This window comes from Oceanisphaera sp. IT1-181 (assembly GCF_033807535.1).
Classification (GTDB): domain Bacteria; phylum Pseudomonadota; class Gammaproteobacteria; order Enterobacterales; family Aeromonadaceae; genus Oceanimonas.
Genome location: NZ_CP136856.1, coordinates 1,684,113 through 1,709,666 on the forward strand (window position 1 = coordinate 1,684,113; position 25,554 = coordinate 1,709,666).

Consider the following 25,554-nt stretch of genomic DNA (forward strand, 5'->3'; position numbering starts at 1 on the left):
TTTTAGTACCATCACCACCATTTGCAGTAGCAACAGATAACCAAGCATAAGCCTGCTTATAATCTAATGTTCCCCCCTAAATACATCATCTTAGGTTGAACTGTGCCGCGACCGTTCCTTGCTCAGCAGCCTCGGCATACCAAGTAAAGGTCTTCTCATGACCCTGCGCTCTGCCCTATGTGGGATCACTCCCCGAACAGTAACTAATCAATCAGCACATCAACTTTTAGCCCAATGTTGAACTTGGCGGCGTTAACTTTACATCTCTGCGCGTTCTGCGAGGCTTACTCTGTAAGGTCATTATCCATTTATTTCGAGCAGTAAATCATGCCATGTTAATCATGATTATATTTTAGTTAAGATAAGTATATTACTAAAAAGAGCTTCCCCTTCCAGAATTAAGATGGCTGTTACAGCTACCAAATTAATTATCATGAATTTCTAACATAAATTTACAGCTAAAATACACAATGTAAATGTAAGGAAAACGCATGCGGATAATTATTTAAATAACATGCACACCACGACCAAGTTAACATTAATTAAATTAATGAATGCATACTCTTATAAGCAAACAAAAGTTTAATAAAAAGCTTTAAAAAATCAAATGGTGAGTAAGGTTCGTCACCAATTAAATTTAACCAACAAAGTGAAACTATCATTTGTCTATTAACCCCCCTCCTCTACTTTCATGATAAATATGTCGAAAACACACCTTAAAAAAATAAAAAAGCATGTAAAATAGTTCGTAGTCGCCTATGATACTGGCCTTCAAGGGTGCCTGGTTACGGTTGGCATCTATATGTCAGTTACACTTAACAGTACCTGATTACCCACAAAGCTCAGCCATGTTTCAGAGAATTAAGAACCAATGAATTCAATAGATTACAGGTAGACGCCGCCTCTTCGGTAAAGAATATGAGGCCCAGTTTGGTATTTTGACCTTGTAGGGGCCTGTCTCTTCGGCGAAGAGGACTTCGGCCCGGTTTGGTGTTTTGGTTTAAATCTAAACCTCAGTAACAACCAGCAGAGCTGGCCTGCCGAAGTCCTCTTTATTAAAGAGACGGGACAGCTACAAAGGACAAACCGAAACAGGGTGCATTATGGCTGAGGTTCATACGTAATCAGGTAACAGTATAACTATAAAACAAGACATACCATTTACACACTAGGCCTTTACTCTTATGAGTTACACTAATTATCATATTAAAAGAAATAGACAGCATGCCATTATTCTTGTGGATGATAAAACTACGCTCCCTGCGTTATTTACAGCAATTTATACCGTCAACTCCTTATCAGGAAAAAAATTTTCAACGCAGAGAAATTCACTAATATCTATCAGGTTTTTCTATAAATACTGGCTAGCAAAGCACAGCGAGACACTAGACCGCTTTTTTTATAGAAACAACTATAACATTAACTTTATTACTTCTGAGATAGATGGCTTCTTCGATTACCTACTTAGCCAACAACACCGAACAGATAACGATAAAGTTTTTCCAGTTAGCTTTATGGACGCTGCTATTAGCCATGTCAATAAAGGCACCTACTCTCAGCATTTTCGAGCAGTTGCAAGGTTTTTACATTACCTGAACGAAAGATATATGTGCTTAGACTACCAAAATCTATCACCTGCAGAGGCTGATACTATTTATGAAAGCAATAAGACAAGGCTTCAGAACAAGGTTAGGGACTTCAGTAGACTTGAAATAGCAAAAAATGAACCAGGCGCGAGATACAAAAGCATTAACTTACAGCAACTGGAAAAATTAAATAAAATGCTACTACCTTCGGTGCCTACGTTTGTAGACGAGGAAACAGGTGAAGGTTTTAAAGCTCAAGATAATCCTGTAAATCCTTTTAAAAGTATATTTCTTCAATACCGGAACTATCTAATTCATAAGTTGATTTATAATTATAGTTTACGTGCTGGCGAGATTCAGCTATTAACGTTAAATTCATTTGGCGAGAGCCAGCCTGACAGCCAAGGAAATACTAGTTACCTTATGTCAATATGCAACCTGCCGGATTATATAAATGACCCTAGAAATAAGCCTATAACACTAAAAACAAGCAGTTCGACTCGTGTAATTACACTGGACTCAGAAGACTACAACTACATGGCTATTTTTGTTGAGAGTTACCGAAACCCACTATTTGAAAAAAAAGAGGTTGAAGATCACGGCTTTCTATTCACTACCGCACGAGGAAAGTTTAAACCTATCAGCTACGATACAATTCGGTTAGTTTATAAAACCATAGATTCTAAATTTATTAGATTACATCCCTATTATAGGGTTAACAATCCGTTACTTAACATGGTTAAACTTACTCCTCACGTTGGCCGTCATACATGGGCATATTCTGCATTAGAATTTATATACAATGATCTACTCAATGAAGAGCTGAGGCTTTCAAAAAATTACGGAATCAACGGTAGAATGAAAGGTTTACTGGATGCTGCAGCTGAGCAGCTGCGAGCCTTGGGCGGATGGTCGATTGGCAGCAGAATGCCTTACAAGTATGCACAGCGTTTTTTAGAGAAAGTTGCCAATGATAGCAATTTAAAAAGAATACGAGTGCCCGAACTAAGTTGTGAGTCGCAATCGGGAACTGTACAGAGTAATCACTTTGTAGATAATGGAGACTTTGATGAATTCATCTAACAAACCCGAGCTGAATACAGCCACTCATGAGCTATTAAATCCATCCCAGATTAGTTGGTTAGAGAAACAGAAATTACCTAAGCGATTATACTTAGTCTCTGCAACTGAATTTGATGACAAATGGATTAACATCGACAGTGACAGATGGGAATTTAGATTTTCAGGGAGAAATGTAGTCATAGATTTTGAAAAAGGTAGTAACTTTAAAAAGCTACCTAAGATAACCTTAAAGCTAACAAAACTACTTGTAATAAAATATTTATCAATTAACTCTGGGTACAACTCAAGCTATTTCGCAGGTGACCTAGGTAGAATATTTAAGAGTATAACCTCGCTGACTCACGAAAGCTTGATTGAAAAACTGTATGAGCTAAACATAAATGAATCCACCGCTAAAGAATTTTTCTCGGTGCTTTTTATTTTACGCAGGCTCGACATTGAATATTTTTTTAATAGCACAAATCACAATGAGAGTCTTGAGGATAAATTATTATTAGTTCCTAGGCCAGCCTTTAGTAGTTGGGGAATATATTCTGACATAGATAATACCCTACCGGAGTCCGTGGTTTTAATGATTCAGAATGGTCTACAACGCTGGTCATCAAAACTAACGCCTAGTTTGATAACAGAAGAAGAAAAACGGCAGCACCTATTCAAAATTAAAAAAGTTATCAGCATTGAAAAACTTCGAGACTGTGTGATTACCGGACTTATCTTCACCACGGGATTACGCCCCGTCCAGCTATCTAAAACGGCAGTTGGTGACATAATTATAGATACCGAAATAAGCAATTTAACGCGATTTTCTTATGCAGTTCCCTACGCAAAAAAATCCAAAGTTCATACTCATAGAGTGAGGGTGGCAATACCAGAAGAACTAGGAAAGCTTGTTCTTCTATACCAAAGACTTGCTGACCTGAAACTAGGAGAGCCACTCTTTCCTCAAATACAAGATTCGGTAACAATGGTGAATCAAGCAATAAACCGGCAGTTACTCCGCTTCTCCCCTAAGGATATGCAGGAAGCTGTCAGGCAAGGTCAGGCTGAAGCTCCTGAGTATACTTCATCTCTATTTCGCCACCATGTGGGCCACTCTATGGCTATGTCTGGGGCTAGTGCAGAGGAAATTGCCTACATCTTGGGCCACACTAGCACTGTAGTCGCAAACCGATATATCTCAGCAACACCTGATCTTTCAACTATCCGAGAGCAAGCACTGGGAAGAAACCCTGTGTTTAGCAATATGATTACTCTGATGCTAACTGGAAACCTTGTATACAGCGAAAGCTGGACAGGACGAAAGGTCGCTGGTGCAGGGTGAGAGCGTGAACATATTGTTCTTAGCATACTAAGTTAGTCGTGTATAAAAAATAATCAATTTTGTATAGTGAGGTCATCTTTGTTTATTTTTTGCCCAACACAGTAAATCCAGCAACTAATATTTTATCCAAGTAAGCACAACTCATACTCGCCATTTTTTGCTTTCGACGAACACTGGCTTTCCTTGATGTCTCAGAGCGTATCATGTTGAGTGCTAAGTGACGGATGCTCGCCAGCACTTCAGCCCCATTCTCACGGTAAATGGGGCAGGCATCTTCTTTCATTGACACATCCAACACCCAATGCAGGCTATTTTCGATACCCCAATGCCCACGGACTGCCTTGCCGAAACGGATACTATCGAGCTCTGCTGAGCTGATATAGTAACGATACTCAAGCGAGGATTTACCTGATTTTTCACGACGATAGCCAATAGCCACCCCGATAGTTTTTAGGCCTTTCCAGTCAGGAAACTGGTGCGCTAAATCGCCTGCTGGCAATACATGATATTCTCGGATCTCAGTACGACCGTGCCCCTGCTCAATGTTGATCTTATCGGGGTTTGTGGAGACAGCTATGCTCGCTGATAGGGTTGTTCGCACCGCTTTAAACAACAACTCTTGATTACCTTTTACTGCCAGTAAATAGTCGCCACCTTGGTTGATAATAGTCTTGGCAATGTTGGTCTGACAGCCCATGGCATCAATAGAAATCAAGCATCCCTTGATATCCAACAACTTGAGCAGCGCTGGAATAGCGGTAATTTCGTTCGACTTGGCATTGGTTTTTAATTGGCCCATGACCACGCCATTAGCGGAGGAAAAAGCGCTGACCATATGGATGGTCGATTGTCTATTCTCTCTATCGTAAGAGCCGCGTAGTACCTTGCCATCAATGGCGATAAGCTCACCATCAGTACGGTGTGTTATCGACTGAACCCAGCGAATAAAGCATTGCTGAAACTGAACGGGATCGAGGCGGGAAATCACCCTAGCGATAGTATCGTGAACTGGCACTCCCTCTGGAAATAAGCCCTTTTTTTGAAACCAATTCAGGTGAGCACTCCCAAAGTCTTCGATGTCTTCCCAACCCTCAGCACCAGCGATGACAGCACAAATGGTGAGGAACAATACATCGAATAGCGGATAGATAATTTTGGCTGGTTGGCGAGGGTCGTCTATCTCACCAAAATACTGTGTAAAAGCATCCGTGTTCATCTAGGCTCTCCCAAAAGAGAGTATAAGATCACACTGAGGCGAGCAGGTCAAATATAGCTGAGTTGGCTAAAAAACGTTCGAGATCTTGCCCTGGTCGCTGGTGTTGTTGGAGAGAAGCTCCATTACCATATTGGAGGCTGTAGTTATGATGAGCCGATGTGTCCGTTTTCACAGGTTAGGAGTTGCTATGGCTGTCTGTATTTTAAACCATTTATTGATGGCCAACATCAAGTAGTTTTTGATGAGTTTAATAGTGAGATTATTGATTTAATTAAATTATCTAATGATTCTGGTGAACTAAATAACCCTCTTATTCCAGAGCTATCTCGTCGAAAGCGGCATGTACAAGCAGTAATAACTCGTATCGTAATGTTCAATACCGCGATGGGGAGTCACTATGCGTAAACAAGTGGATAACCTACAGGAATTTGTAACAAAATATCGTACAGAATTTGATCTCAAGTTAGATCTATATGACTCGACAGGATTAATGAATTGGGAAGATAGCTCTTGGCGGACTGGTGACAAAGGCGTTGCTTGGCTACGACAAGCAAAAGCTGCAACGATTGTCTTTGGAAGAACTAAAATAAAAGGCGTCGAAAATATTGATATTGAAGACAATTATGGCCAGTTCATGCGAGCAGTTATTTTTATGGATACTTTCCGTAGAAGTAAAATCCCAAGTGCTTCTACAAGCGAAAAAATTTCAAATGTGATGCGTCGTTGGTACTACGAAATGGTGAAGACTACTGGTCAGACTCACCCGATGTACTTAAGCTCAGACATAATTCATGCAGCTATGAAGCGTCACTTTGAAAACTCAAGTAGTCCCAATAATGTCAGTGATTACTGTGACATTGCGGTTTCTATTTCAAAGTTAATTAAGCCCCTAAACCTCACCCTTTCAAACATAGAAAGCATGAACCAATTCCCAATGAGAGGCTCAACCTCTAATACTAAAGCACGTAACATTGCTGAAATGATTCCTGATAGAACTGATGACGAGAAGCTCATCACGATCAGTACTTTTATGTCCATTATTGAATTAATGTATCTTGCCAAAGCTGATGGTGAAAAAATAATTTTGAATGCTTTGTTTTTATTGATAATTACAGGATTGCGATTTCAAGAGTTACAGTCTATTAAGATTGACGCATTAATAAAGCGCCATCTTACGGATGATAAACTACAGCATGCCCGAGAAAACGGCTTATCTGAATACTACTTAGGAATAAAATATCTAGGCGCAAAAAAATCTGGGTGGCGTACGTTCTGGGCAGCCCCGAGCACTAACATTTTAATTGAGTCTATTTTTAGTGCTGTTGAAAAACTAACCGCTAATAGTCGTGAGAGAGTCAAGCAGTATAGAAAATCAGATTTTACAGACTTTCTTCCTTCTTCAATAAGAGAGCTACCCTACGAACTAATAGAAGTTTCAGAGCTCTATGATCATGTTTTTACTGGTACTGGTGGAACGAGAGGAAATGCAGGATTGAGAAGAAGTATCGTTACTGCTTTTTCTCAAAAAGGAGTTGGTATATTACCAAAAGTAGAAGAAATAAATCCAACGTTGAAACGTTTTATGTATACAAAGCAACAAATAAATGACTTTGTAGAGCTAAAGTATATTCAATCAAAAGGTTTCCATGATGGTTACAAGTGTACCCTTGTTAATAAAGATGATGGTATTGAACAAAAATTTAATTATGAAGATTTATTATTTATTCTTCCTACAGGGTCATTAAATACTACGAAAACACTTATAACCCTAACCAATCCTGAACCATTAGTACATAGTGCATTTCAAGCTTGGCTAGGCGGAAATTCCAAAAGGCTATCTATCTTCGATAAGCTGGGCTTGACGGAGGAAGATGGGGGCCGGATTGAAATAAACCCACATGTTCCTCGTCATAATATCAATACGTTTCTAGCCATGGCTGGTGTAACAGACCATCTTCAGGCGATGTTAATGGGTAGAATTGATATTACACAAAATCAGTTCTATCAGCATCAAGCAGAGTCTCATAGTTATCAAGCGACATCCCTAGCGGCGATGGTCATGAAAAAATATGAAGAGCCTGAAGAACCAGCTGCTTTTGAACAGAAACAGTTTGGATTACTTGAAGATAATTCTTACAGCCATGCTTCAAAAGCAGTTCAGACTATAAACTGCTCAATGAGTCGTCATATCAATGCGTTAGCCAAAAGCTCCAAGTATAAGCCAGCTCATTCCGGTGTTGACGCGGTTAAGAGGTCTGGTTCTATTATAGTGACTCCTGGATTGAGTATGGAGGACAATCTCAAGATTAATATGCATACGGTTGGTGAGTCGAACGCCGAGGTTACAAAGCACATAGAAAATACAATGTCAGAATCATTCTTACCGGATCTTAAGCTTGCACATGACCGGCTACTGAGAACAAAGAGCAGTGAGATGGCAAAAGATCTTATTAAACGTCATGCACACTTACATTCAATGAAGATTGGTTCATGTATACGCGACGTAGCACGCTGGGGGTGCCCATTTGCCATGAAGTGCCAATCAGGCGAGCCATGTGGATATTTCACCCTAACTGGACGGTTAGATGAACTAGAAGCAGTGACAAATAAATTACTAGCCAAAAAATCACAAGTAAAGAAACTAAAAGCGCTATATGAAAAAGATAAAGCTTATAAGTTATCTTATAAAGAGCAACTTGAAGCTTTGATTATGTTAGAAGCATTTCAATCGAAAGTGATAGTGTCGATGAAGGACAAGAAGCTTGTGTCACTGTTATCTACGGACAAAGAAAATCCTCTAGGTAAAATTATATCAAGAATTACAGAGCAATCTTTAATTGGAAAGTCACCAAGAACGCTTGCAGATTTATTTTATATAGAGCAGAAACGTCTGGAGCGAGACTAAATTAAATTTTACATTAAAAACTTGGGTGTTAGCTATAAATTATATTTCTTGAGGCAGCAGTATGACTAATAAAAAAAGAATCTCAGGTAGAGAGCTAGATGTGCTCATTGAGTCAGAGTTATTAGCGATGGAAAGAGAGGGGCTCGAGAAGGCACCGATCACTCCCACCACACTTCACAGCCGGCTTAAGTCCAAGGGGATTGTTTCTGGTGGAGTGAGTACTTTATCAGTACCTCACCGTAAGCACATGATTGATAAGTACAGACTACGCCAACATCACCTTAGTAATTTGACTAATGATGAAATTGAGTTGGTTTCTAATAGGCGGACTAGCACCGCTTATATTAACAGAGCAAATCGTATTGAAAAAGAAAGGGATGATTGGAAAGATAAGTATCAAGAAAACTTATTTGCAGTACTAGATATCATTAAAACGGTTCAAGCTGCTACTCCCATTAAAGTCGAAGACCTACTGAGCCCCTGTTTGCTTCGTGAATTACATAGTGCACCTAAAGGTAAGAGGGAGTCAAAACCTAAAGTTACCGAAAGTAACAATAAGTAAGCTAGAAACATATCAGCTTCTGATAGCGATGAATACGAGAAAGAATCGTTATAGTTCTCGCCTTTTGAGTAGTAATTTCGACATTCAATAGTGGGATGAGCGTACTTCTCTTTGCTTGGCAATAGTGAGACTCCACAACACTATTTGTCGAGAACCAATTCACTCACCCTCTAGGTGAGTGAATCACAATAGTTGCCACCCTATCCACCCTGACTTAAGCGTCTTCACTAACTGGACTTGGCATGCGCTACAAGAACACAACGTCATAACTCGTGAAGTTTTACCGCTACTTACCTGTGTTATTGTCTAATTTTAGCGGTTTCGTGAACCTAGTTTAGGTTCATGAGTTTAAAAAACATTAAAATTTATAAAAAAACATGCTAATACAACAAGATAGCGCCTGTCCCCCTCGCTCATTTACTCATGAACCTCCCTGACATACAGACTAGGTAAATAGATTGTCTTCCTATTATAGATAACGGCCTCTTACAGCGTGTTTATACAGAACCTTGCCTTAAAGCCGTGTCGAATACTCTTTATCTAAGACACGGCATCTACATACACAGCGCTACCTTTATTACCTATAAAACATCGGCTATAAAAAAGCAGCGTTATGTTTGTCTGCTTATGGTTTGCTGTTGCTCTGCGTGACGCTGTGCAAACGGTCGAGTCGTTTGCTGGCAGCGCTTTCGTGACGTTCAATTTTGCTGGTGTGCAAATATTGGGATGTGGTGTCTATGCTGTCGTGGCCGGCATCGGCTTGTACGTGGGATAACGGTCGGCCGTTTAAGTTAATGTCGTGGGTAATGCCGGTATGGCGAATGCTGTGCACGGTTAAGGTGCGCATCTCTTCGGCGTCGTGCTCAAAGCCATCCGCGGCGGCTTGTTCGGCGGCTTGAGTGATCAAGTCATTGAGCAAGTCGCGCAGTTGGCGCACGCCGAGATTGGCATTGAGTAGGCCTTGGTCGCGCCCTCGTCCGGCGGCTTTATGGCGAATAAACAAGGGGGTGGCGTCATTGGGCGTAGGCAGTGGCGATAAATTTAAGCTTTCTCTATAAGCTTTTAGTGCGTCGAGTAACTCAGTAGACACGGCCACGGTGCGCTTTTTGCCGCCTTTGCTGATCGGAATATGAAAACTCCAAATACCAGTATGGCTATCACGACGAAACTGGCTCATCACAGGTGAAAAGCCCGGTCTGGCGGCCACTTCAGAAATCCGCAAATAGCAGCCATACATCAATGACACTAAAAATAAGCTGCGCGCTTGGCGTTCAGGATCCGTTTCAGCCAATAAACGTGCCGTGCTCATCACGTAAGACCATTGTAAGTCACTAAATACTCGTACTTCTTCAGATTCATCAAGGCCTGCAACCACGGCGGGTTGGGAGCCAAAACGACTGTGGCGCATCCACATAACTGCCGGATTGCGCTCGGTGATTTCTTCATTAATAAGGTAGCTATAAAAGGAAGACAAAATCGCAATTTTGGTTTTCAGGGTGGCGTCCGTCATGCGATATGGCAGCTCTGCGCCGTCTTGTTTCTTACCTAAGAATGGCCGCCATAATGGATTTGGTTGGCGTTCGCCCCAGTCTTTGTTTAAGACAAATTGCGCCACATTCCGATAGGCAATCAAGGCCTTGGGTGGTGCCAAACAGTACTGTACGTATTGATTAATACCGCGCCGACTCAGCGAAATCGGTGATGCTTGCTCTACATCGAAGCACCAATGCAAAAAGGTGGTCAGTTCGCTGCGATACGTTTTGTAGTTGTTGTCGTTAAAGCGACTTTCTAATAACCAATCCATGGCGTGTTCATAGATAAAGGCCGCATCAGGCACGGCATTTAAGGTTAATTCGGCAATATGCTGGTTAACGACGCTGTTTCCCTCTTCTAAATGCTGAGGGGCATCAAATAACGGTATGGCGGTGGGAATATGGGTGAGTGTCATGATTGCACTGTCTTTCACTGGGTAGCTATTACTGGGTATTTATACAGTTTACCTGTTGTGAACGACACTGCCTAGAATGTGCGATTAAGTTAATGCCGATAAATACAGTTATCGGCATTAAACACCTTACGTTTAACGTTATGCGCTTTACGCTATCCGTTTAAAGCAAAATCGAGATCCTGACGTGCGTCAGGATGACGTATGAAAAGCAAAAAACGGCGTTTCAAACCAAAGAACTGTGTCTGTATATACGTATGGCGTAAAGCGCATCGCGTACGGCGTTAACTTAGCGCTTCACTTCAAAAAAGAACTTAAATTGTTGTGTCTGCCCTTCGTGCTCTACCTCTAAAACCCAGGCCCAGATCATTTGGCGCTCGGTACAGGCGCCCACCATGGCCTGCCCTTGCCATTCGCCGGGTGCGGTCTGTTTAAGCAAAGCCGGTAAGGTGCCCATGTACATGCTGTGCCCTTCTAACCGACTTTTTAACACCTTAACGTCTGGGTCTGAGAATGAAACCGACAACATAAAAGATGACTCGGGTTGCAGTTTATCGGCGGTCAATTGGCCCACTGCTGATAAGTCCCCCTGTTCTAAGGTGCATTTTTCGTGACCTATGTCACACAATTCAACATTAGCACTCACTGAAGTAGTGCTGCTTTGACCATCTTTATAGGTTTTATAGACAAATGCACTAGTCAAGATCACCAGTACCACTAAAATTTGCCCCAGTTTAGGGCCGGTAAGACGCTCTCTCATGACTGTTTTGTTCCTGTATTGCACACAATCCATTGCCCTCTTTGATCTTGATCAAGGTAGTTTGTTATGCCTTATGAGGCGGGTTAAGGGGTAATCATATTACTGTTTATACTGTTATTTTTCAGCCCAGTCCTTTATCATCCTCCCCGTGCAACCAGCGGGTCTCAAATACTCGATTATCATTGTTAACAACACGTTAATGGAGTAACTGAGAATGCGGCTGCCGTAAATAAACAAAGCAGTTGTCTTCAACAATTCTTCCGACGTGATCATTTTAAAACGATCACAGACCTGAATAACAGCAGTGGAAGCGGAACTATAACGATGAGTCAAACTAATAATCAACCAAACTACAATTACACTGTAGTTCGCCAGTTTACGGTGATGACCGTGATCTGGGGCATTATGGGCATGTCTGTAGGGGTGCTCATTGCAGCACAACTTATTTGGCCTGCTCTTAACTTCGAAACGCCTTGGCTGACTTACAGCCGCTTGCGTCCTCTGCATACAAACCTGGTGATTTTTGCGTTTGGTGTGAGTGCGCTAATGGGTACTTCTCTCTATGTCGTGCAGCGCACGTGTCAGGTTCGCCTCTATGGTGGCAAGCTGGCGTCGTTCGTGTTCTGGGGCTGGCTGGCGATTATCATAGCGGCAATTATTTCTTTGCCACTTGGATACACCTCTAGTAAAGAATATGCCGAGCTAGAATGGCCAATTGATATCGCAATTACTGTGGTATGGGTGGCGTACGCTATCGTGTTCTTCGGAACCCTGTATAAGCGTGCAACCTCGCATATCTACGTAGCGAACTGGTTCTATGGTGGTTTTATTCTGACCATAGCCGTATTGCACATTGTAAACAGCATGGCCGTTCCTGTGAGCGCCATGAAGTCTTACTCTATGTATGCGGGTGCAGCCGATGCGATGATCCAGTGGTGGTACGGCCATAACGCCGTAGGCTTCCTACTGACCGCAGGCTTCTTAGGCATGATGTACTACTTCGTACCTAAGCAAGCAGGACGTCCGGTTTACTCTTACCGTTTGTCTATCGTGCACTTCTGGGCACTGATCACCCTGTACATCTGGGCCGGTTCTCACCACTTGCACTACACAGCCCTCCCCGACTGGGCTCAGTCTTTGGGTATGGTTATGTCGCTGATCCTGTTCGTTCCTTCTTGGGGCGGTATGATCAACGGTATTATGACGCTGTCTGGTGCTTGGCATAAACTGCGTTATGACCCTATCTTGCGCTTCTTGATCGTGTCTTTGTCGTTCTACGGCATGTCCACCTTCGAAGGCCCAATGATGGCAATCAAAACCGTAAACGCCCTTTCTCACTACACCGACTGGACCGTAGGTCACGTGCACTCTGGTGCTTTGGGTTGGGTAGCGATGATCTCTATCGGTGCCGTGTATCACTTGATCCCTAACTTGTTTGGCCAAGAGCGCATGTACAGCCTTAAGCTGATTAACACGCATTTCTGGTTAGCGACCATTGGTACTGTGCTTTACATCGTATCCATGTGGATCAGTGGCGTGATGCAGGGTCTGATGTGGCGCGCGGTGAACGACGATGGCACCCTGACTTACAGCTTTGTTGAAAGTCTGCAAGCCTCGTACCCGTTCTACTTCGTACGCTTCTTGGGCGGCTGCTTCTTCTTAACCGGTATGTTACTGATGGCCTACAACGCCTACCGTACCATCAATGCGCCTAAGGGCTCATTGCAAGCCATTCCCCAACCGGCATAAGGAGACGAGTTAATGAGAAACCCTAAGAATCGTCACGAGTTGGTCGAAACCAAAACCACGTGGCTGATCGTACTTACCGTCATCGCGATTAGTTTCGGTGGTATGGTTGAGATTATTCCGCTGTTCTTTCAGCAGCAAACTAATGAACCGGTTGAGGGCCTGCGCCCTTATACGGCTCTGGAAATGGAAGGTCGTGACCTGTACATCCGTGATGGATGTCATGTGTGCCACAGCCAAATGATCCGTCCTTTCCGTGCTGAAACTGAGCGTTATGGTCAGTATTCATTGGCGGGCGAGCAAGTTTGGGAACACCCTTTCCTGTGGGGCTCCAAGCGTACTGGTCCTGATTTAGCCCGTGTGGGTGGTCGTTACTCGGATGACTGGCATCGTGTGCACTTGATCAATCCACGTAACGTGGTCCCTGAGTCAAACATGCCTAGTTTCCCTTGGTTAGAAACCAATATCCTAGACGGCAAAAACACCGAAGCTAAGTTGAGATTGTTCCGTGACCGCTTTGGCGTGCCATACACCGATGCCGATATTGAAGGCGCCGAAAAGGCCGTTAAGGGTAAGTCTGAGTTAGACGCCATGGTCGCTTATCTGCAATCGTTGGGCCACGCCCTTAAATAACCGGAGTCGATTATGGATTTCAGTACCCTAGAAGCACTAAAACCTACTCTTATTGCTTATCAGACCTTGTTGTTATTTGTGATGTTTATTGGCCTAGTTTGGTGGGCATATGGCAAGCAGCGTAAGACTAAGTTTGATGCGATTGGCTCCTCTATACTTGATGATGAAGATGTGCAGAGTAGCGCCTCTCTAGGGACTGAGCAGGATCGCGCAGGAGCTAATAAACAATGAATACTTTTTTAAGTGTATTTGTCACCGTCATCAGCTTGGGCACCATTTTTGGTTGTTTGGGACTGCTGATTTGGTGTACTCGCGACAAAATGGGCATGGAAGATGGCGCCCCCACGGGCCATACCTATGACGGCATTACCGAACTGAACAATCCGCTGCCGAAATGGTGGAGCTACTTGTTCGTGTTCATGGTGGTGTTCTCCCTGGTATACCTCGCGTTATACCCAGGCTTAGGCAACTACAAAGGCCTGTTAGGCTGGACAAGTTCTAACCAAAATGTTCGCTCATTGGCGGAATATAACGAAGCAGCAGACAAGGCTCGTACTGATAAGCTGTTCGTACAATATGACCGTGAAATGATCAAAGCCGACGAAGTGTTTGGTGCTAAGTTCCGTAGCCTGATTTTTGCTGACAGCTATGTTCCTTTAGATGCGGATACGTTAGACGCCAACTTAGACACTAAAGCTAAGCAAGCCGCAATCTTGAAAGATAAGCGGGATAACTACCTGCCTATCGAACAGATTGCCAAGAACGAAGAGGTGGTGAAAGTAGGCCAGCGCTTGTTCTTGCAAAGCTGTGCTCAGTGCCACGGCTCGGGTGCTCATGGGGGCAAAGGCTTCCCTAACCTGACCGACAATGACTGGTTGTACGGTGGTAAGCCGGAAAACATCCATAAAACCATCATGGATGGCCGTCAAGGTCTGATGACCCCTTGGGGTGATATGTTAGGTGAAGACGGTGTGCGTGAAGTGGCCTCTTATGTGTTGAGCTTATCTGGCCGTAAGGTTGATGCGCTTGAAGCACAAAAAGGTCAACCGCGCTTCGCCGTGTGTGCCGCCTGTCATGGTGCAGATGGTAAAGGTAACCAAGTGATTGGTGCCCCCAACTTAACCGACGAAATTTGGTTATATGGTGGTTCACGAGCGGCAGTGGAAGATACTATTCGCCACGGTCGTCACGGTGTGATGCCTGCTTGGAAAGACATTTTAGGCGAAGACAAGATTCAATTGCTCTCCGCTTATGTGTATAGCCTAAGCCAAGATAAATAAGCCTTCTGGCTTGATGAAAAAGCCCCGCTCGTCGGGGCTTTTTGTTATATTAGACCTTCCTTTTTTGCAGTAGGAATTCATTATGCAACGCCCTTGGTACCGACAGTTTTGGCCCTGGTTTTTAATCGTGCTGCCCATGTGTGCAGTGGCCGCTAGCTTGTATACGTTTTACCTTGCCAGTTCCGGTGCAGACAGCATGGTGGTGGATGACTACTACAAAAAAGGACGCGCTTACAATAAAGATCTCACCGAATTAAAACGGGCCGCAGAGTTAAAAATATTGGTCACCCTCAGCTATGAAGATAGCATGGTCACCATCAAATTAGACGGTGCCCAAAACCCACGCGAAGGCATTCGGGTTAACTTCACCCACCCTACCCTTGAAAAACAAGATCATAACTTTGTGATGACCACAGATGCCGCCGGTGTGTATCGTGAGCGTTTAGACTCCCCTTTAATTGACGGCGCTTGGCACCTACAAATTGAAGCGATTGATGGCAACTGGCGCATCCAAAAGCGCATTACTTTGCCGATTGCGGACTCACTGTTAATCAACGCTGGGAGCTAATCATGGACGGCTGTTTTCACTGTGGTGAAGCGGTTCCTGGTGGCAAGCGTTTTCTGTTAGACATAGACGGCATCAGTCAGCCGTTTTGCTGCCCGGGTTGCTTGGCGGTGGCCGACACCATTATCGACTGTGGTCTTGCCAGTTATTATCAGCACAGGTCCGCGCCGGCTCCCAAAGCCGATGCGGTGCCGGATGAGCTTAAGCTACTGCAACACTATGACTTGGCAGAAATTCAGCAAGACTTTGTGATTGATAAAGACAACCTTAAAGAAGTGCAGCTGTCGATTGCCGGTATTAGCTGTGCCGCCTGTGCGTGGCTGATTGAGCGCCATTTATCGCGTACCCCTGGCGTGGCACTGATCCAAGTTAACACCACCACAGAACGGGCACGACTGCGGTGGGATGAGCAAACCACCACCTTAAGTCAATTACTGAGTGCCTTTGCTAGCATTGGTTATCAAGCTCGTCCCTTTCAGCCTCATCAGCAAGAGCAAGAGTACAATAAAGAGGTTAAAGCCTACTTGCTGCGCATGGGGGTGGCCGGTATTGCCAGTATGCAGGTGATGATGGTGGCCATCGCACTCTATGATGATTTATTTCCCAATACCGATGCAGGGCTGGTGAGTTATTTTCGCTGGATAAGCCTGTGGCTGTGTGTACCGGTAATGGGCTATTCGGCTCTGCCCTTTTATCGCAATGCCTGGCGCGGCTTAAAAAATCGCACCTTGAATATGGACTTGCCGGTATCAATGGCGATGATTTTTGCTTTTTTCGCCTCTGTGTATGCCACCGTCACTGGCACTGGTGATGTGTATTACGAATGTGTCTCTATGTTTGCGTTTTTGCTGCTGACCGGGCGATTTTTGGAGATGCGTGCCAAACGCCGTGCCTCTGAAACCACGGCCAACTTAACGCTGTTAGTGCCTATGCTGGCCCGCGTGGAGAATGAACTCGGCGAGCAAGAGGTGGCGGCTAAAACCCTGCAGCCGGAGCAAATTGTGTTAGTGGCACCGGGCAGTCAAATACCCGCGGATGCTCAAATTCTGGAAGGCAGCACCAGTATCGATGAGTCTATGCTCACCGGTGAGCACTTACCGGTGTTGCGTAATATCGGCGATACGGTGTTTGCCGGCACCACCAATATAGAATCACCGCTGCGCCTTAAGGTATTGCGTAATTTGGCCGATGCGCGGGTTTCAGAAATTTTGCGTGCCCAAGATGATGCCTTAGTCGAAAAGCCCAAGGTGGCGATATTAGCGGATCAGCTGTCGCGCTATTTTGTGGCGGCGCTGTTAGTTGTCACGCTGGCTACTTATTTGGTATGGCTGCAACTGGACTCTGCCAAGGCGTTTTGGGTGATGCTCTCCGTATTGGTCGCTACCTGCCCCTGCGCGCTTTCGTTAGCAACCCCTACCGCGTTAACGGTCGCTACCTCGCGTTTAAGCCGCTCTGGGGTATTGGTACGCCGCGCCCATGTGTTGGACACATTGCCTAAAGTCACGCGCATGGTGTTTGATAAAACCGGCACCTTAACCCGCGGTGAAATAGCGCTGAGCAAAACCCTCGTTTACCACAGCACCTTAAGCGAAGCTGAAGTGTTAGCCATTGCCGCTGCGCTGGAAGCCCAGTCTGAACACCCTATCGCGCGCGCCTTTAGCAAACATCGCAATATGGACTTGGTGGTGAGCAGCCGAGAAAATCAAGTGGGTCGTGGTGTCACGGGCGAAATTGCCGGCACCTTTTGGCGTTTAGGCAGTGGCGCTTGGTTGGCGCCCAATCAAGAAACAGTCGACTTAAGTGTGTATCTGGCCAACGACGATGGTTTAGTGGCCCGTTTTAGCTTGTCGGATCCGCTGCGCGATGAAGCGCACGCCTTGATTCAAGCCTGTCACGAGCGGGGCATTAAAACCACGATTCTCACCGGCGACAGCTCAGGCCAAGCGGAAGTGGTAGCACAGACGTTAGGTGTCGATAAACTGGTCAAGCACGCCAGCCCAGATGATAAATTGGCCTATTTGCGAGAATGCGATGCCGCTGGCGAAGTCTGTTTAATGGTCGGTGATGGTATTAATGATGCCCCAGTATTAGCCGGCGCCCATGTGTCATTCGCCATGGCGGGCGGCACCGATATCGCGAAAAGCAGTGCCGATGCCATTATGCTGGCGGACGATTTGCGCCATATTTTAACGGCGCGCCACGTGTCAGCCCGCTGCAGAGCCGTGATTAAACAAAACTTTAGTTGGGCGCTCGGTTATAACGTCATCATATTGCCGTTAGCCGCCACCGGTCATGTGTCCCCGTGGTTTGCCATGGTGGGTATGTCGGTCAGCTCGTTAATTGTGATGACCAACTCTTTGAGGCTTTCCCGCTTATGACAGATGACATAGATGTATGGTATTTCATGATACCGGTGGCCATGGTGTTCGTAGGGATTGCGATCGCCCTGTTCTTTTGGTCGGTTAAAAACGACCAGTTTGAAGATCTCGACCGCCACGGCAGTAATATCTTATTTGATGATGACGAAACTGCCCACCAACAAGCGCAAACCAAGCAAGCTGAAACTAAGAAAGCGGTGTCCACTCTAGAAAAAACAAAGGAGCAAGATGAGCACTCAGCTTGATGCCTGGGCGGCGCTGTTAATCGGCTTTTTGGGCGCCGGTCATTGTATTGCTATGTGTGGCGGCGTGGCAGCAGCCTTTTCGATGGCCATTCCCAAAGCGCACCGCCGCTGGCAGTGGGCCTACTTACTCAGCTATAATGCTGGCCGCATTTTAAGCTACAGCTTAGCGGGTGCGCTGGTGGGCGGCGTGTTTGCCAGCATTGCCGATGTGAGCATGGGAAAACAAGCGCTAACCGTATTGCGCCTGTTGACCGGTGTGATGATGATTCTGTTAGGCCTGTACTTGGCCCGCTGGTGGTTTTTCTTACTGCATCTGGAAAAACTAGGCAACGGCCTATGGCGGCACCTTAAACCGTTAGCAGCGCGTTTTATTCCCTTTAAAAGCCCGCTGGCCGCCTTTCCTTTTGGCATGATTTGGGGTTGGTTGCCTTGCGGTTTGGTGTATTCGGCGCTCACTTGGAGTGCGGTGTCGGGTGGCGCGTTAGAAGGCGCACGGGTGATGGCCTTATTTGGTTTGGGCACCCTGCCCACGCTATTGGCATTAGGGGGCCTTGCTGGTCAATTACGCCATTGGCTTAATCACCCGCGCTTTCGCCAATTTTCTGGCATGTTATTGATTCTTTATGGTTTGTTTACGCTTTACCAAGCACTGAACTTAATGTACTAATCTATTAAGCCCCCTTTTTTGGTGCTATGATTATGCATTGATACCACAAAAGTATTGGGCTATGGCAAATCAAATCAAAACCACGAAAACGACCACTAGCTGTGCGATTCACTGCCAAGACTGCAGTATTAGCCCTTTGTGTATCCCGCTTGGCCTGAATTCAGATGAACTTGATGAGCTCGATAATATTATCGAGCGCAAAAAGCCTATTCAAAAAGGCCAACAACTATTTAAAGCCGGTGAAGAGCTTAAATCTCTTTATGCGATTCGTGCCGGTACCGTAAAGTCTTATACCATTACCGAACAAGGCGATGAGCAAATTACCGCTTTTCATTTGGCCGGTGACTTGATTGGCTTTGATGCTATTAATACCGGTAGTCACCCCTCTTTTGCTCAAGCATTAGAAACCGCCATGGTCTGTGAAATTCCATTTGAAGTGCTTGATGACTTATCCGGCAAAATGCCGCGTTTACGTCAGCAAATTATGCGGTTAATGAGTAATGAAATTAATGGCGATCAGCAAATGATTTTATTGCTGTCGAAAAAGACCGCCGAAGAACGATTGGCCTCTTTCCTACATGGGCTGTCGACGCGTTTTTCTGAGCGCGGCTTTTCAGCAAAAGAATTTCGTCTCACCATGACCCGCGGCGATATTGGCAATTATTTGGGATTAACGGTAGAAACCGTGAGCCGCTTATTAGGCCGTTTCCAAAAAAACAGTTTAATTGAAGTCGACGGGAAATATATTCGTATCTTGGACTTGGTTGAGTTAGCTACCTTGGCGGGGGCGCCCTCTTCTAAACCTGCTTTGGCTTAAGCTCAGCACGCAAATTCCGCATTCATAAAAAGGGGCACTGTATGATTAAATATCAACATATTTTAGTGGTGATGGATCCAGCAGCAGATACCCATCCGGCGCTACACCGCGCCGTGTCGGTGGCGGCCTTGCAAGAGCAAGCGGCCATTACCCTGTTTATGCCCATTTATGATTTTTCTTATGAAATGACCTCCATGCTGTCGAGCTCCGAGCGAGACGAGATGCGTGCCGGTGTGCTGCAAGGCCGAGAACAATGGCTAAAAGAGATACTGTTGCCTTATCAAAATAGCAGCATTAATTTTACCATCAAAGTGGTCTGGCACAGTCGCCCGTTTGAAGCCATTATTCTGCAAGTGCAAGAGGGCCAGCATGATTTAGTCATCAAAAGCAGCCATAAGCACAACGTTATCCAAACCTTTATCTTTACTCCGACCGACTGGCATCTGTTACGCAAGTGCCCTTGCCCGGTGCTGTTAGTGAAAGAGCGAGATTGGCCGATGGGCGGCAACGTGCTGGCGGCGGTAAACTGCGCGGCGGATGACCATGACCAAGTGGCGCTCAATAACAAAGTCATCGCCGAAAGTAAGGAAGTGGCCCGCTTGTTAACGGCCGAGTTACACCTGATCAATGCCTACCCGATTACACCGGTGAACATGGCGCTCGAGTTACCCGACTTCGACCCGAATGCGTATAATGCTGCGGTAAAACGCCATCATGAAAAAGCCATGCTGGTTTATGCCGAGCGTTTTAATTTAGACCACAGCGTACTGCACCTTGAAGAAGGCTTGGCCGAAGAGGTGATACCGCATTGTGCCACCCTTATCGATGCCAGCTTGGTTATCTTAGGCACGGTCGGTCGTACCGGCTTATCTGCCGCCCTACTCGGCAACACGGCCGAGCAAGTTATTGATAAGCTCAGCTGTGATATTTTGGTATTGCGCCCAGACGCCTAGCTTTTATCAGCAAATCGCTAAATGTTGTTGATTGGCGGCTTGCTTGTCTTGCCCTCAAGCTGCCAGTCACTATAATAACCTCAGTTTTTTTGTTGGGGTTATTATGTCTACGTCTGCCTTCACTGGTTCTGCTTTTGCTGAGTCTGCTGTTATTACACCAGTCTCCAGTACGCCTGCTTCTACTGCCCCCGAATCAAGCTCGGACGCCAGTCAGTCAGCCGCCTTCTCTAAGTTACAAAAACGACTGCGCCGAAACTTAGGCCAAGCCATCAGTGATTTCAATATGATAGAAGATGGCGATCGCATTATGGTGTGCCTATCCGGCGGAAAAGACAGCTACGCCATGCTGGATATGCTGTTAAATCTTAAAGTTCATGCGCCTATCCATTTCGACATTATTGCCGTTAACTTGGATCAAAAGCAGCCCGGTTTCCCAGAGCATGTGTTACCCGCCTACTTAACCGAGCTTGGCGTTGAATATAAGATTGTTGAAGAAGACACTTATTCAATCGTGATGGATAAAGTCCAACCGGGCAAAACCACTTGTTCCTTATGCTCACGCCTGCGCCGCGGTATTTTATATCGCACCGCCACTGAGCTGGGTGCCACTAAAATTGCGCTCGGTCATCACAGAGATGACATTCTTGAAACCCTAATGCTGAACATGTTTTACGCGGGCTCCATGAAGTCGATGCCGCCAAAGTTAGTCAGCGACAACGGTCAGCACGTGGTGATCCGCCCCTTGGCCTACTGCAAAGAGCAAGACATTATCGCCTTTGCCAAGGCCAAAGAGTTTCCGATTATCCCCTGCAACTTATGTGGTTCCCAAGAAAACCTACAGCGCCAAAATATTAAAGCCATGTTGGAAGATTGGGATCAGCGTTTCCCGGGGCGCATCGCCAGCATGTTTCGTTCGTTACAAAATGTGGTGCCCTCGCACCTGCTCGATCATCAGCAGTTTGATTTTAAAAATATCAACAGCGAATCAGGCGTGATCGACGGCGGCGACATCGGCTTTGATAAACCAGAAGTGCCAAATAGCTTTATTGATGACGAGCAAACAGCACCTGAACTAGGTGAACGTTTGAGTATTCTAGAAGTGAAGTGATAGCGCCAAGCTTAAAGAATATTGTTTTACCGGGCTTGCCCCGGTATCTCGAACTAAGCACTCAAAGCTAAAGCGAGATCCTGACTTTTGTCAGGATGACGGCCAACAAAAATCCCAAGCCCTCACAGGCATGGGATTTTTTATATTCAGCTTGGTGCTAGGGTCTGTTGACGTTTCACATGGGCAGCCATAGAAACCCGCAGGCCATGGCCACCGTGCTTGCGTAATTCCGCTTCAACTTGTCGAAGCGCGACGCCACGGCCCGATATTGCTTTAACCGAGCAAAGGCGTTTTCCACCAAATGTCGATAACGATACAAACCTCTATCCAAGTCAGCGTTACCTTTGGTGGAATTGCGCTTTCTGGGGATGACGGGTTGAGCGCCTTGTGATGCGATCTGCTCCCGGAGCGGTTCGCTGTCATAGCCTTTGTCCGCGATAATGGCTTGTGTGGCCGGCAGCTTGGCAATCAGTTCCGGCGCGGCCTTACAATCGTGAACCTCACCGCCGGTGATATCGAATTCGATGGGCAGGCCATAGGCATCCACGGCCAGATGAATCTTGGTGGTATTACCTGCCCGGCTTTTCCCTATGGCTTGGTTATCAGAACGGGCTGCCCCTGAACTATGTTGATGCGCCTTGACGTAGGTGCCATCAATGAAGGTCCACTCCAGGTCTGGCTGCACCACCAGCGCCTTGAAGATCCTGAGCCACTTGCCTGCGGCTGACCAGGCATTAAAGCGCTTGTAAACTTTGTTCCACCCTCCGAAAGCGGTGGGCAGATCCCGCCAAGGGCAACCAGTGCGCATACGATAAAGCATACCTTCTACCGTCATACGTAAATCACGTTTATCATAGATGGATTCTTGCAGCAAAATTTTCCGTAGCTTCGACCAGAACTCATCAGTGAGCAGTGATCGGGGCATCGCAAACTCGTACCATTAGAATGTGATAACTTGAACAATACGATCTTTCTATTTTATATCAATATCTTATAGTCAAACGTCAACAGACCCTAGTTTAGTTTAAAACCACGGCGTAATCCGTACTGCGGGCAAGCTCAGACTGCCCGTTTCCGTCAACTGTGCTTGGCTGAGTTTAAGCTGCACTTTACCTGCTACATGACCACCTGGCACAGCAGGGTTCAGTGTTAGCCCTTGTAACTCGGGGACAAAATACTTACCTGGCCAGCCAGCCATTTTTTGTAGCAAGCGATACATATCATCCTCGATGGCGCGCAGTTCGCTCAAGTCTCTGTTACCGGCAGTCAGATTAGACTGGATCTGAATCGAGATATTACACTGTGTCTCTTCAACAACTTCTAACACCACTTTGGCTTTATCTAAATCCAGCTCTTTATCTTCCGTTAAGGTAAATTGACCGTGAGGGAGCACAGTGACCTGCCCGCGGACCTCATCATCCACACGAATAACACCGGATTCTATGGTGCACAGGCCTTGGCCGTCGGCGCGGCTTAAATAAAAGCCCAGCTCTGCCTGCTCAACCTTGGCTTTTTTCACCTTGGCGAGGTACTTATAAAATCCGCTGTAATCAAGCTCTAAGGTTTGGGCTTGTAGCATGGGCGAACCAAAAGTGAGGGTCAGTACCGCACACCAGGCTAAAAGACGGGAAGTTTTCATGCTTCAAATTTATCCTTGCTGCTATTTAATGACGGTGGCTGTGCTGAGAGAACATCGCTATTAAGCCCTGCATCTTTATTGTCCGTCTCACCTTCTACACCGCACACCTCACGATAGATGATGCCCTTCACCACCATAAACAGCGGCGCCACCCAAATCAGGGCTATGCCTAAGCTCAAAATCGCGACGATAAACATCAAGATAAAGAACACTTGAATCGCCAGCAGCTGCAGCCACTGACGACTAAACAGTTTAAGCGAGGTCATAATGGCTTGCAGTGGCGTAAAGCCTTTTTCCAGTATTAATGGAAAGGTAAACATTAAGGCCACGCTTAGCAGCAACATTGGCAGCATAGTTAATACCGCCGGCAAGCCCAGCATCTGGATCACGGCCATTAGCGCAGCGCTTAATATTCCCATCAGTAGGCTGGCGGCGGCCAGCGGTACCAAGGAGCCAAAATAATTAAAAATCTGATTGGGTCGGATGGGTTTATCGACACTGCGAGCAATGCCCATCATATCCAGCGCCGCCGTCATGGGAGCCAGCCCCATGGAAACCAGCAAGCCTAACAAACTGAGTTGCCAAGAGGCCTCTTCTGGATTGGGGACCAAACGGGTCGACACTTGGCTGAGTACCAGCCAAAAGCCAGCCACGCCTAAGGCCGCCAAAATCAGGGGCATCTTGGCACCATTAATGCGCGCCCAACCTTCTTTAAAAATAGCTTTGGGCTCCAACGTAAAGCCTTGTTGTAACGACTGCTGCAGTCGAGCAAAACGGGGTTCGTTCATCATCATATCTCTTACTTAAGATAGCGCCATTATACCCAAGGAAGCAGCGGATGGCTGCACACTCAAGTCATTATTAACACAAGGAAATTAAAAGCGGCGCTATACTGGCCATAAACAATAAATGTGCGCATCGCGGTTACAAAGATTCGCTTGGCTTTAGGCTGGGTACTGACTAGAATGCGCGCTCTTTTTTCTCCTAAAACGCAGTGCGTTTTCATCGAGGTGGTTAAGGGTACATGGTGGAACAATCTCTTCCTCTAGTCTCGTTGACGAGCATCAGTAAAACATTCGACGGTAAAGCCATCATAGATAATTTGGACTTGTCCATTTATGACGGTGAATTCCTCACTATTTTAGGCCCCTCTGGCTGCGGAAAAACCACCGTATTACGCCTGATTGCCGGCTTAGAGCAAGCGGACATTGGCCGCATTAGCTTGGCCGGTCACGATATTACGGACGTGCCCGCCGAACACCGCAACGTCAATACGGTGTTTCAAAGCTATGCCCTGTTCCCGCATATGACGCTGTTTGAGAACGTGGCCTTTGGTCTGCGTATGCAAAAACTGCCTAACGCCGAGATCAAGCCGCGCGTCATAGAAGCCTTAACAATGGTGCAACTGGAGGCCATGAGCGATCGCTTTCCCCATCAGTTATCCGGAGGTCAGCAGCAACGTGTGGCCATCGCGCGGGCCGTGGTTAATCGGCCCAAAGTGTTATTGCTCGATGAATCATTAAGTGCGCTGGATTATAAGTTACGCAAACAAATGCAAAGTGAGCTGAAGCAATTGCAGCGCCGCTTAGGCATTACCTTTGTGTTTGTGACTCATGATCAAGAAGAAGCCTTGTCGATGTCGGACCGCATCTTGGTGATGCAAGCCGGAAAAATAGTACAAGATGGCACCCCTCGGGAAATTTATGAGTCTCCGGCTAACCTGTTTGTGGCGCGCTTTATTGGTGAGATTAACGTGTTAGACGGTGTGTTGCTCACCCAAGCTCAAACTGCGGGCGCTTGGCATGCCAAGGTAGAAGGCCGTGATTGTATCGTACACAGCCCACTGGCTTTTAACGCCGGCGATAAAGTGTGCGTTTTGCTGCGCCCAGAAGATCTACGGATGAGCGTATGCAAAGCCGACGCTACAGATATTGCAACTGGCGTGGCCGGTCGCATCGTGGAGCGCTTATATAAAGGTGCCACGCTGGAGTCTCGCGTTGAGCTGAGCTCAGGCCAGCATATTTTAGTGTCGGAGTTTTTTGATGAAGACGACCCAGACTTTGATTATCGTCTTGGCGAGCAAGTAAACATTACTTGGGTAGACAGCTGGGAGGTGGTATTGCCTTATGAACAACACTGAGGCAA

At 45.9% G+C, this 25,554-nt stretch carries 22 protein-coding genes; 16 read left to right on the top strand and 6 right to left on the bottom strand.

Annotated features, from left to right (window positions below; translation table 11 throughout):
• Positions 1-1,184: 1,184 nt before the first annotated feature.
• Together R0134_RS07620 and R0134_RS07625 are read left to right on the top strand one after the other, a co-directional pair.
• Positions 1,185-2,669, top strand: coding sequence for a hypothetical protein (locus R0134_RS07620; protein WP_319784191.1), 1,485 nt, complete (start codon positions 1,185-1,187; stop codon positions 2,667-2,669).
• A complete protein-coding gene (locus R0134_RS07625; RefSeq protein ID WP_319784192.1) occupies positions 2,656-3,990 on the top strand; it encodes a site-specific integrase in 1,335 nt (444 codons plus the stop codon). Before R0134_RS07620 ends, R0134_RS07625 begins: the two co-directional genes overlap by 14 nt.
• A gap of 82 nt (positions 3,991-4,072) precedes the next feature.
• Here R0134_RS07625 and R0134_RS07630 read toward each other — a convergent pair whose 3' ends face one another.
• Positions 4,073-5,206 (bottom strand): ISAs1 family transposase, encoded by a 1,134-nt coding sequence (locus tag R0134_RS07630; protein WP_319781770.1) that lies wholly within the window; start codon positions 5,204-5,206, stop codon positions 4,073-4,075.
• Between the two features lie 397 nt (positions 5,207-5,603).
• Here R0134_RS07630 and R0134_RS07635 point away from each other — a divergent pair, with 397 nt between their 5' ends.
• Positions 5,604-8,111, top strand: a complete 2,508-nt coding sequence (locus R0134_RS07635) for a hypothetical protein (RefSeq protein ID WP_319784193.1) — start codon at positions 5,604-5,606, stop codon at positions 8,109-8,111.
• A 61-nt stretch (positions 8,112-8,172) separates the two neighbouring features.
• Positions 8,173-8,673 carry a hypothetical protein gene (locus R0134_RS07640; RefSeq protein WP_319784194.1) on the top strand — a complete coding sequence of 167 codons (501 nt, stop codon included), beginning with the start codon at positions 8,173-8,175 and terminating at the stop codon, positions 8,671-8,673.
• 625 nt (positions 8,674-9,298) lie between these two features.
• Here the strand turns inward: R0134_RS07640 and R0134_RS07645 are convergent.
• Positions 9,299-10,621 (bottom strand): site-specific integrase, encoded by a 1,323-nt coding sequence (locus tag R0134_RS07645; RefSeq protein WP_319784195.1) that lies wholly within the window; start codon positions 10,619-10,621, stop codon positions 9,299-9,301.
• Positions 10,622-10,907: 286 nt separating this feature from the next.
• Positions 10,908-11,378: a hypothetical protein gene (locus R0134_RS07650; protein ID WP_319784196.1), complete on the bottom strand. Its 471-nt coding sequence runs from the start codon at positions 11,376-11,378 to the stop codon at positions 10,908-10,910.
• Positions 11,379-11,702: 324 nt separating this feature from the next.
• Here R0134_RS07650 and ccoN point away from each other — a divergent pair, with 324 nt between their 5' ends.
• The 11 genes from ccoN to ttcA all read left to right on the top strand — a co-directional run bounded on the left by ccoN (position 11,703) and on the right by ttcA (position 21,770).
• On the top strand, positions 11,703-13,127 hold the full coding sequence (ccoN, locus tag R0134_RS07655; protein ID WP_319784197.1) for a cytochrome-c oxidase, cbb3-type subunit I: 1,425 nt from the start codon (positions 11,703-11,705) through the stop codon (positions 13,125-13,127).
• Between the two features lie 12 nt (positions 13,128-13,139).
• Positions 13,140-13,757: a cytochrome-c oxidase, cbb3-type subunit II gene (gene ccoO / locus R0134_RS07660; RefSeq protein WP_087034304.1), complete on the top strand. Its 618-nt coding sequence runs from the start codon at positions 13,140-13,142 to the stop codon at positions 13,755-13,757.
• A 12-nt stretch (positions 13,758-13,769) separates the two neighbouring features.
• Positions 13,770-13,988, top strand: coding sequence for a cbb3-type cytochrome c oxidase subunit 3 (locus R0134_RS07665; protein ID WP_319784198.1), 219 nt, complete (start codon positions 13,770-13,772; stop codon positions 13,986-13,988).
• A complete protein-coding gene (gene ccoP / locus R0134_RS07670; protein ID WP_319784199.1) occupies positions 13,985-15,037 on the top strand; it encodes a cytochrome-c oxidase, cbb3-type subunit III in 1,053 nt (350 codons plus the stop codon). Before R0134_RS07665 ends, ccoP begins: the two co-directional genes overlap by 4 nt.
• Positions 15,038-15,119: 82 nt before the next feature.
• Positions 15,120-15,605 (top strand): FixH family protein, encoded by a 486-nt coding sequence (locus tag R0134_RS07675; protein WP_319784200.1) that lies wholly within the window; start codon positions 15,120-15,122, stop codon positions 15,603-15,605.
• A gap of 2 nt (positions 15,606-15,607) precedes the next feature.
• On the top strand, positions 15,608-17,980 hold the full coding sequence (locus tag R0134_RS07680) for a heavy metal translocating P-type ATPase (protein ID WP_319784201.1): 2,373 nt from the start codon (positions 15,608-15,610) through the stop codon (positions 17,978-17,980).
• Positions 17,977-18,225, top strand: coding sequence for a cbb3-type cytochrome oxidase assembly protein CcoS (ccoS, locus tag R0134_RS07685; protein WP_319784202.1), 249 nt, complete (start codon positions 17,977-17,979; stop codon positions 18,223-18,225). The genes R0134_RS07680 and ccoS overlap by 4 nt, the downstream gene beginning before the upstream one ends.
• Positions 18,209-18,892 (top strand): sulfite exporter TauE/SafE family protein, encoded by a 684-nt coding sequence (locus R0134_RS07690; RefSeq protein WP_319784203.1) that lies wholly within the window; start codon positions 18,209-18,211, stop codon positions 18,890-18,892. The genes ccoS and R0134_RS07690 overlap by 17 nt, the downstream gene beginning before the upstream one ends.
• A gap of 61 nt (positions 18,893-18,953) precedes the next feature.
• Positions 18,954-19,709, top strand: coding sequence for an FNR family transcription factor (locus tag R0134_RS07695; RefSeq protein WP_319784204.1), 756 nt, complete (start codon positions 18,954-18,956; stop codon positions 19,707-19,709).
• Positions 19,710-19,750: 41 nt separating this feature from the next.
• Complete coding sequence (uspE, locus tag R0134_RS07700) at positions 19,751-20,662, top strand: universal stress protein UspE (RefSeq protein ID WP_319784205.1); 912 nt, start codon at positions 19,751-19,753, stop codon at positions 20,660-20,662.
• A gap of 103 nt (positions 20,663-20,765) precedes the next feature.
• Positions 20,766-21,770: a tRNA 2-thiocytidine(32) synthetase TtcA gene (gene ttcA / locus R0134_RS07705; RefSeq protein WP_319784206.1), complete on the top strand. Its 1,005-nt coding sequence runs from the start codon at positions 20,766-20,768 to the stop codon at positions 21,768-21,770.
• A 175-nt stretch (positions 21,771-21,945) separates the two neighbouring features.
• On the opposite strand, the gene R0134_RS07710 is transcribed toward ttcA, so the two are convergent.
• From R0134_RS07710 to R0134_RS07720, 3 genes are all read right to left on the bottom strand, one after another.
• Positions 21,946-22,695, bottom strand: coding sequence for an IS5 family transposase (locus R0134_RS07710; RefSeq protein ID WP_319784207.1), 750 nt, complete (start codon positions 22,693-22,695; stop codon positions 21,946-21,948).
• Positions 22,696-22,794: 99 nt separating this feature from the next.
• Positions 22,795-23,409, bottom strand: coding sequence for a DUF2987 domain-containing protein (locus R0134_RS07715; RefSeq protein ID WP_319784208.1), 615 nt, complete (start codon positions 23,407-23,409; stop codon positions 22,795-22,797).
• Positions 23,406-24,203 carry a hypothetical protein gene (locus tag R0134_RS07720; RefSeq protein WP_319784209.1) on the bottom strand — a complete coding sequence of 266 codons (798 nt, stop codon included), beginning with the start codon at positions 24,201-24,203 and terminating at the stop codon, positions 23,406-23,408. The genes R0134_RS07715 and R0134_RS07720 overlap by 4 nt, the downstream gene beginning before the upstream one ends.
• Positions 24,204-24,433: 230 nt before the next feature.
• Between R0134_RS07720 and potA the strand changes: the two genes are divergently transcribed.
• Entirely contained in the window at positions 24,434-25,549 is a 1,116-nt protein-coding gene (gene potA / locus R0134_RS07725) for a spermidine/putrescine ABC transporter ATP-binding protein PotA (RefSeq protein WP_319784210.1), read from the top strand.
• The last annotated feature ends 5 nt before the right edge of the window (positions 25,550-25,554 follow it).

Excerpts from the sequence above, each read along its gene's own strand:
- R0134_RS07620 (WP_319784191.1), top strand. The coding sequence starts at position 1,185 with ATGAGTTACACTAATTATCATATTAAAAGAAATAGACAGCATGCCATT.
- R0134_RS07625 (WP_319784192.1), top strand. The coding sequence starts at position 2,656 with ATGAATTCATCTAACAAACCCGAGCTGAATACAGCCACTCATGAGCTA.
- R0134_RS07630 (WP_319781770.1), bottom strand. The coding sequence starts at position 5,206 with ATGAACACGGATGCTTTTACACAGTATTTTGGTGAGATAGACGACCCT.
- R0134_RS07635 (WP_319784193.1), top strand. The coding sequence starts at position 5,604 with ATGCGTAAACAAGTGGATAACCTACAGGAATTTGTAACAAAATATCGT.
- R0134_RS07640 (WP_319784194.1), top strand. The coding sequence starts at position 8,173 with ATGACTAATAAAAAAAGAATCTCAGGTAGAGAGCTAGATGTGCTCATT.
- R0134_RS07645 (WP_319784195.1), bottom strand. The coding sequence starts at position 10,621 with ATGACACTCACCCATATTCCCACCGCCATACCGTTATTTGATGCCCCT.
- R0134_RS07650 (WP_319784196.1), bottom strand. The coding sequence starts at position 11,378 with ATGAGAGAGCGTCTTACCGGCCCTAAACTGGGGCAAATTTTAGTGGTA.
- ccoN (WP_319784197.1), top strand. The coding sequence starts at position 11,703 with ATGAGTCAAACTAATAATCAACCAAACTACAATTACACTGTAGTTCGC.
- ccoO (WP_087034304.1), top strand. The coding sequence starts at position 13,140 with ATGAGAAACCCTAAGAATCGTCACGAGTTGGTCGAAACCAAAACCACG.
- R0134_RS07665 (WP_319784198.1), top strand. The coding sequence starts at position 13,770 with ATGGATTTCAGTACCCTAGAAGCACTAAAACCTACTCTTATTGCTTAT.
- ccoP (WP_319784199.1), top strand. The coding sequence starts at position 13,985 with ATGAATACTTTTTTAAGTGTATTTGTCACCGTCATCAGCTTGGGCACC.
- R0134_RS07675 (WP_319784200.1), top strand. The coding sequence starts at position 15,120 with ATGCAACGCCCTTGGTACCGACAGTTTTGGCCCTGGTTTTTAATCGTG.
- R0134_RS07680 (WP_319784201.1), top strand. The coding sequence starts at position 15,608 with ATGGACGGCTGTTTTCACTGTGGTGAAGCGGTTCCTGGTGGCAAGCGT.
- ccoS (WP_319784202.1), top strand. The coding sequence starts at position 17,977 with ATGACAGATGACATAGATGTATGGTATTTCATGATACCGGTGGCCATG.
- R0134_RS07690 (WP_319784203.1), top strand. The coding sequence starts at position 18,209 with ATGAGCACTCAGCTTGATGCCTGGGCGGCGCTGTTAATCGGCTTTTTG.
- R0134_RS07695 (WP_319784204.1), top strand. The coding sequence starts at position 18,954 with ATGGCAAATCAAATCAAAACCACGAAAACGACCACTAGCTGTGCGATT.
- uspE (WP_319784205.1), top strand. The coding sequence starts at position 19,751 with ATGATTAAATATCAACATATTTTAGTGGTGATGGATCCAGCAGCAGAT.
- ttcA (WP_319784206.1), top strand. The coding sequence starts at position 20,766 with ATGTCTACGTCTGCCTTCACTGGTTCTGCTTTTGCTGAGTCTGCTGTT.
- R0134_RS07710 (WP_319784207.1), bottom strand. The coding sequence starts at position 22,695 with ATGCCCCGATCACTGCTCACTGATGAGTTCTGGTCGAAGCTACGGAAA.
- R0134_RS07715 (WP_319784208.1), bottom strand. The coding sequence starts at position 23,409 with ATGAAAACTTCCCGTCTTTTAGCCTGGTGTGCGGTACTGACCCTCACT.
- R0134_RS07720 (WP_319784209.1), bottom strand. The coding sequence starts at position 24,203 with ATGATGATGAACGAACCCCGTTTTGCTCGACTGCAGCAGTCGTTACAA.
- potA (WP_319784210.1), top strand. The coding sequence starts at position 24,434 with ATGGTGGAACAATCTCTTCCTCTAGTCTCGTTGACGAGCATCAGTAAA.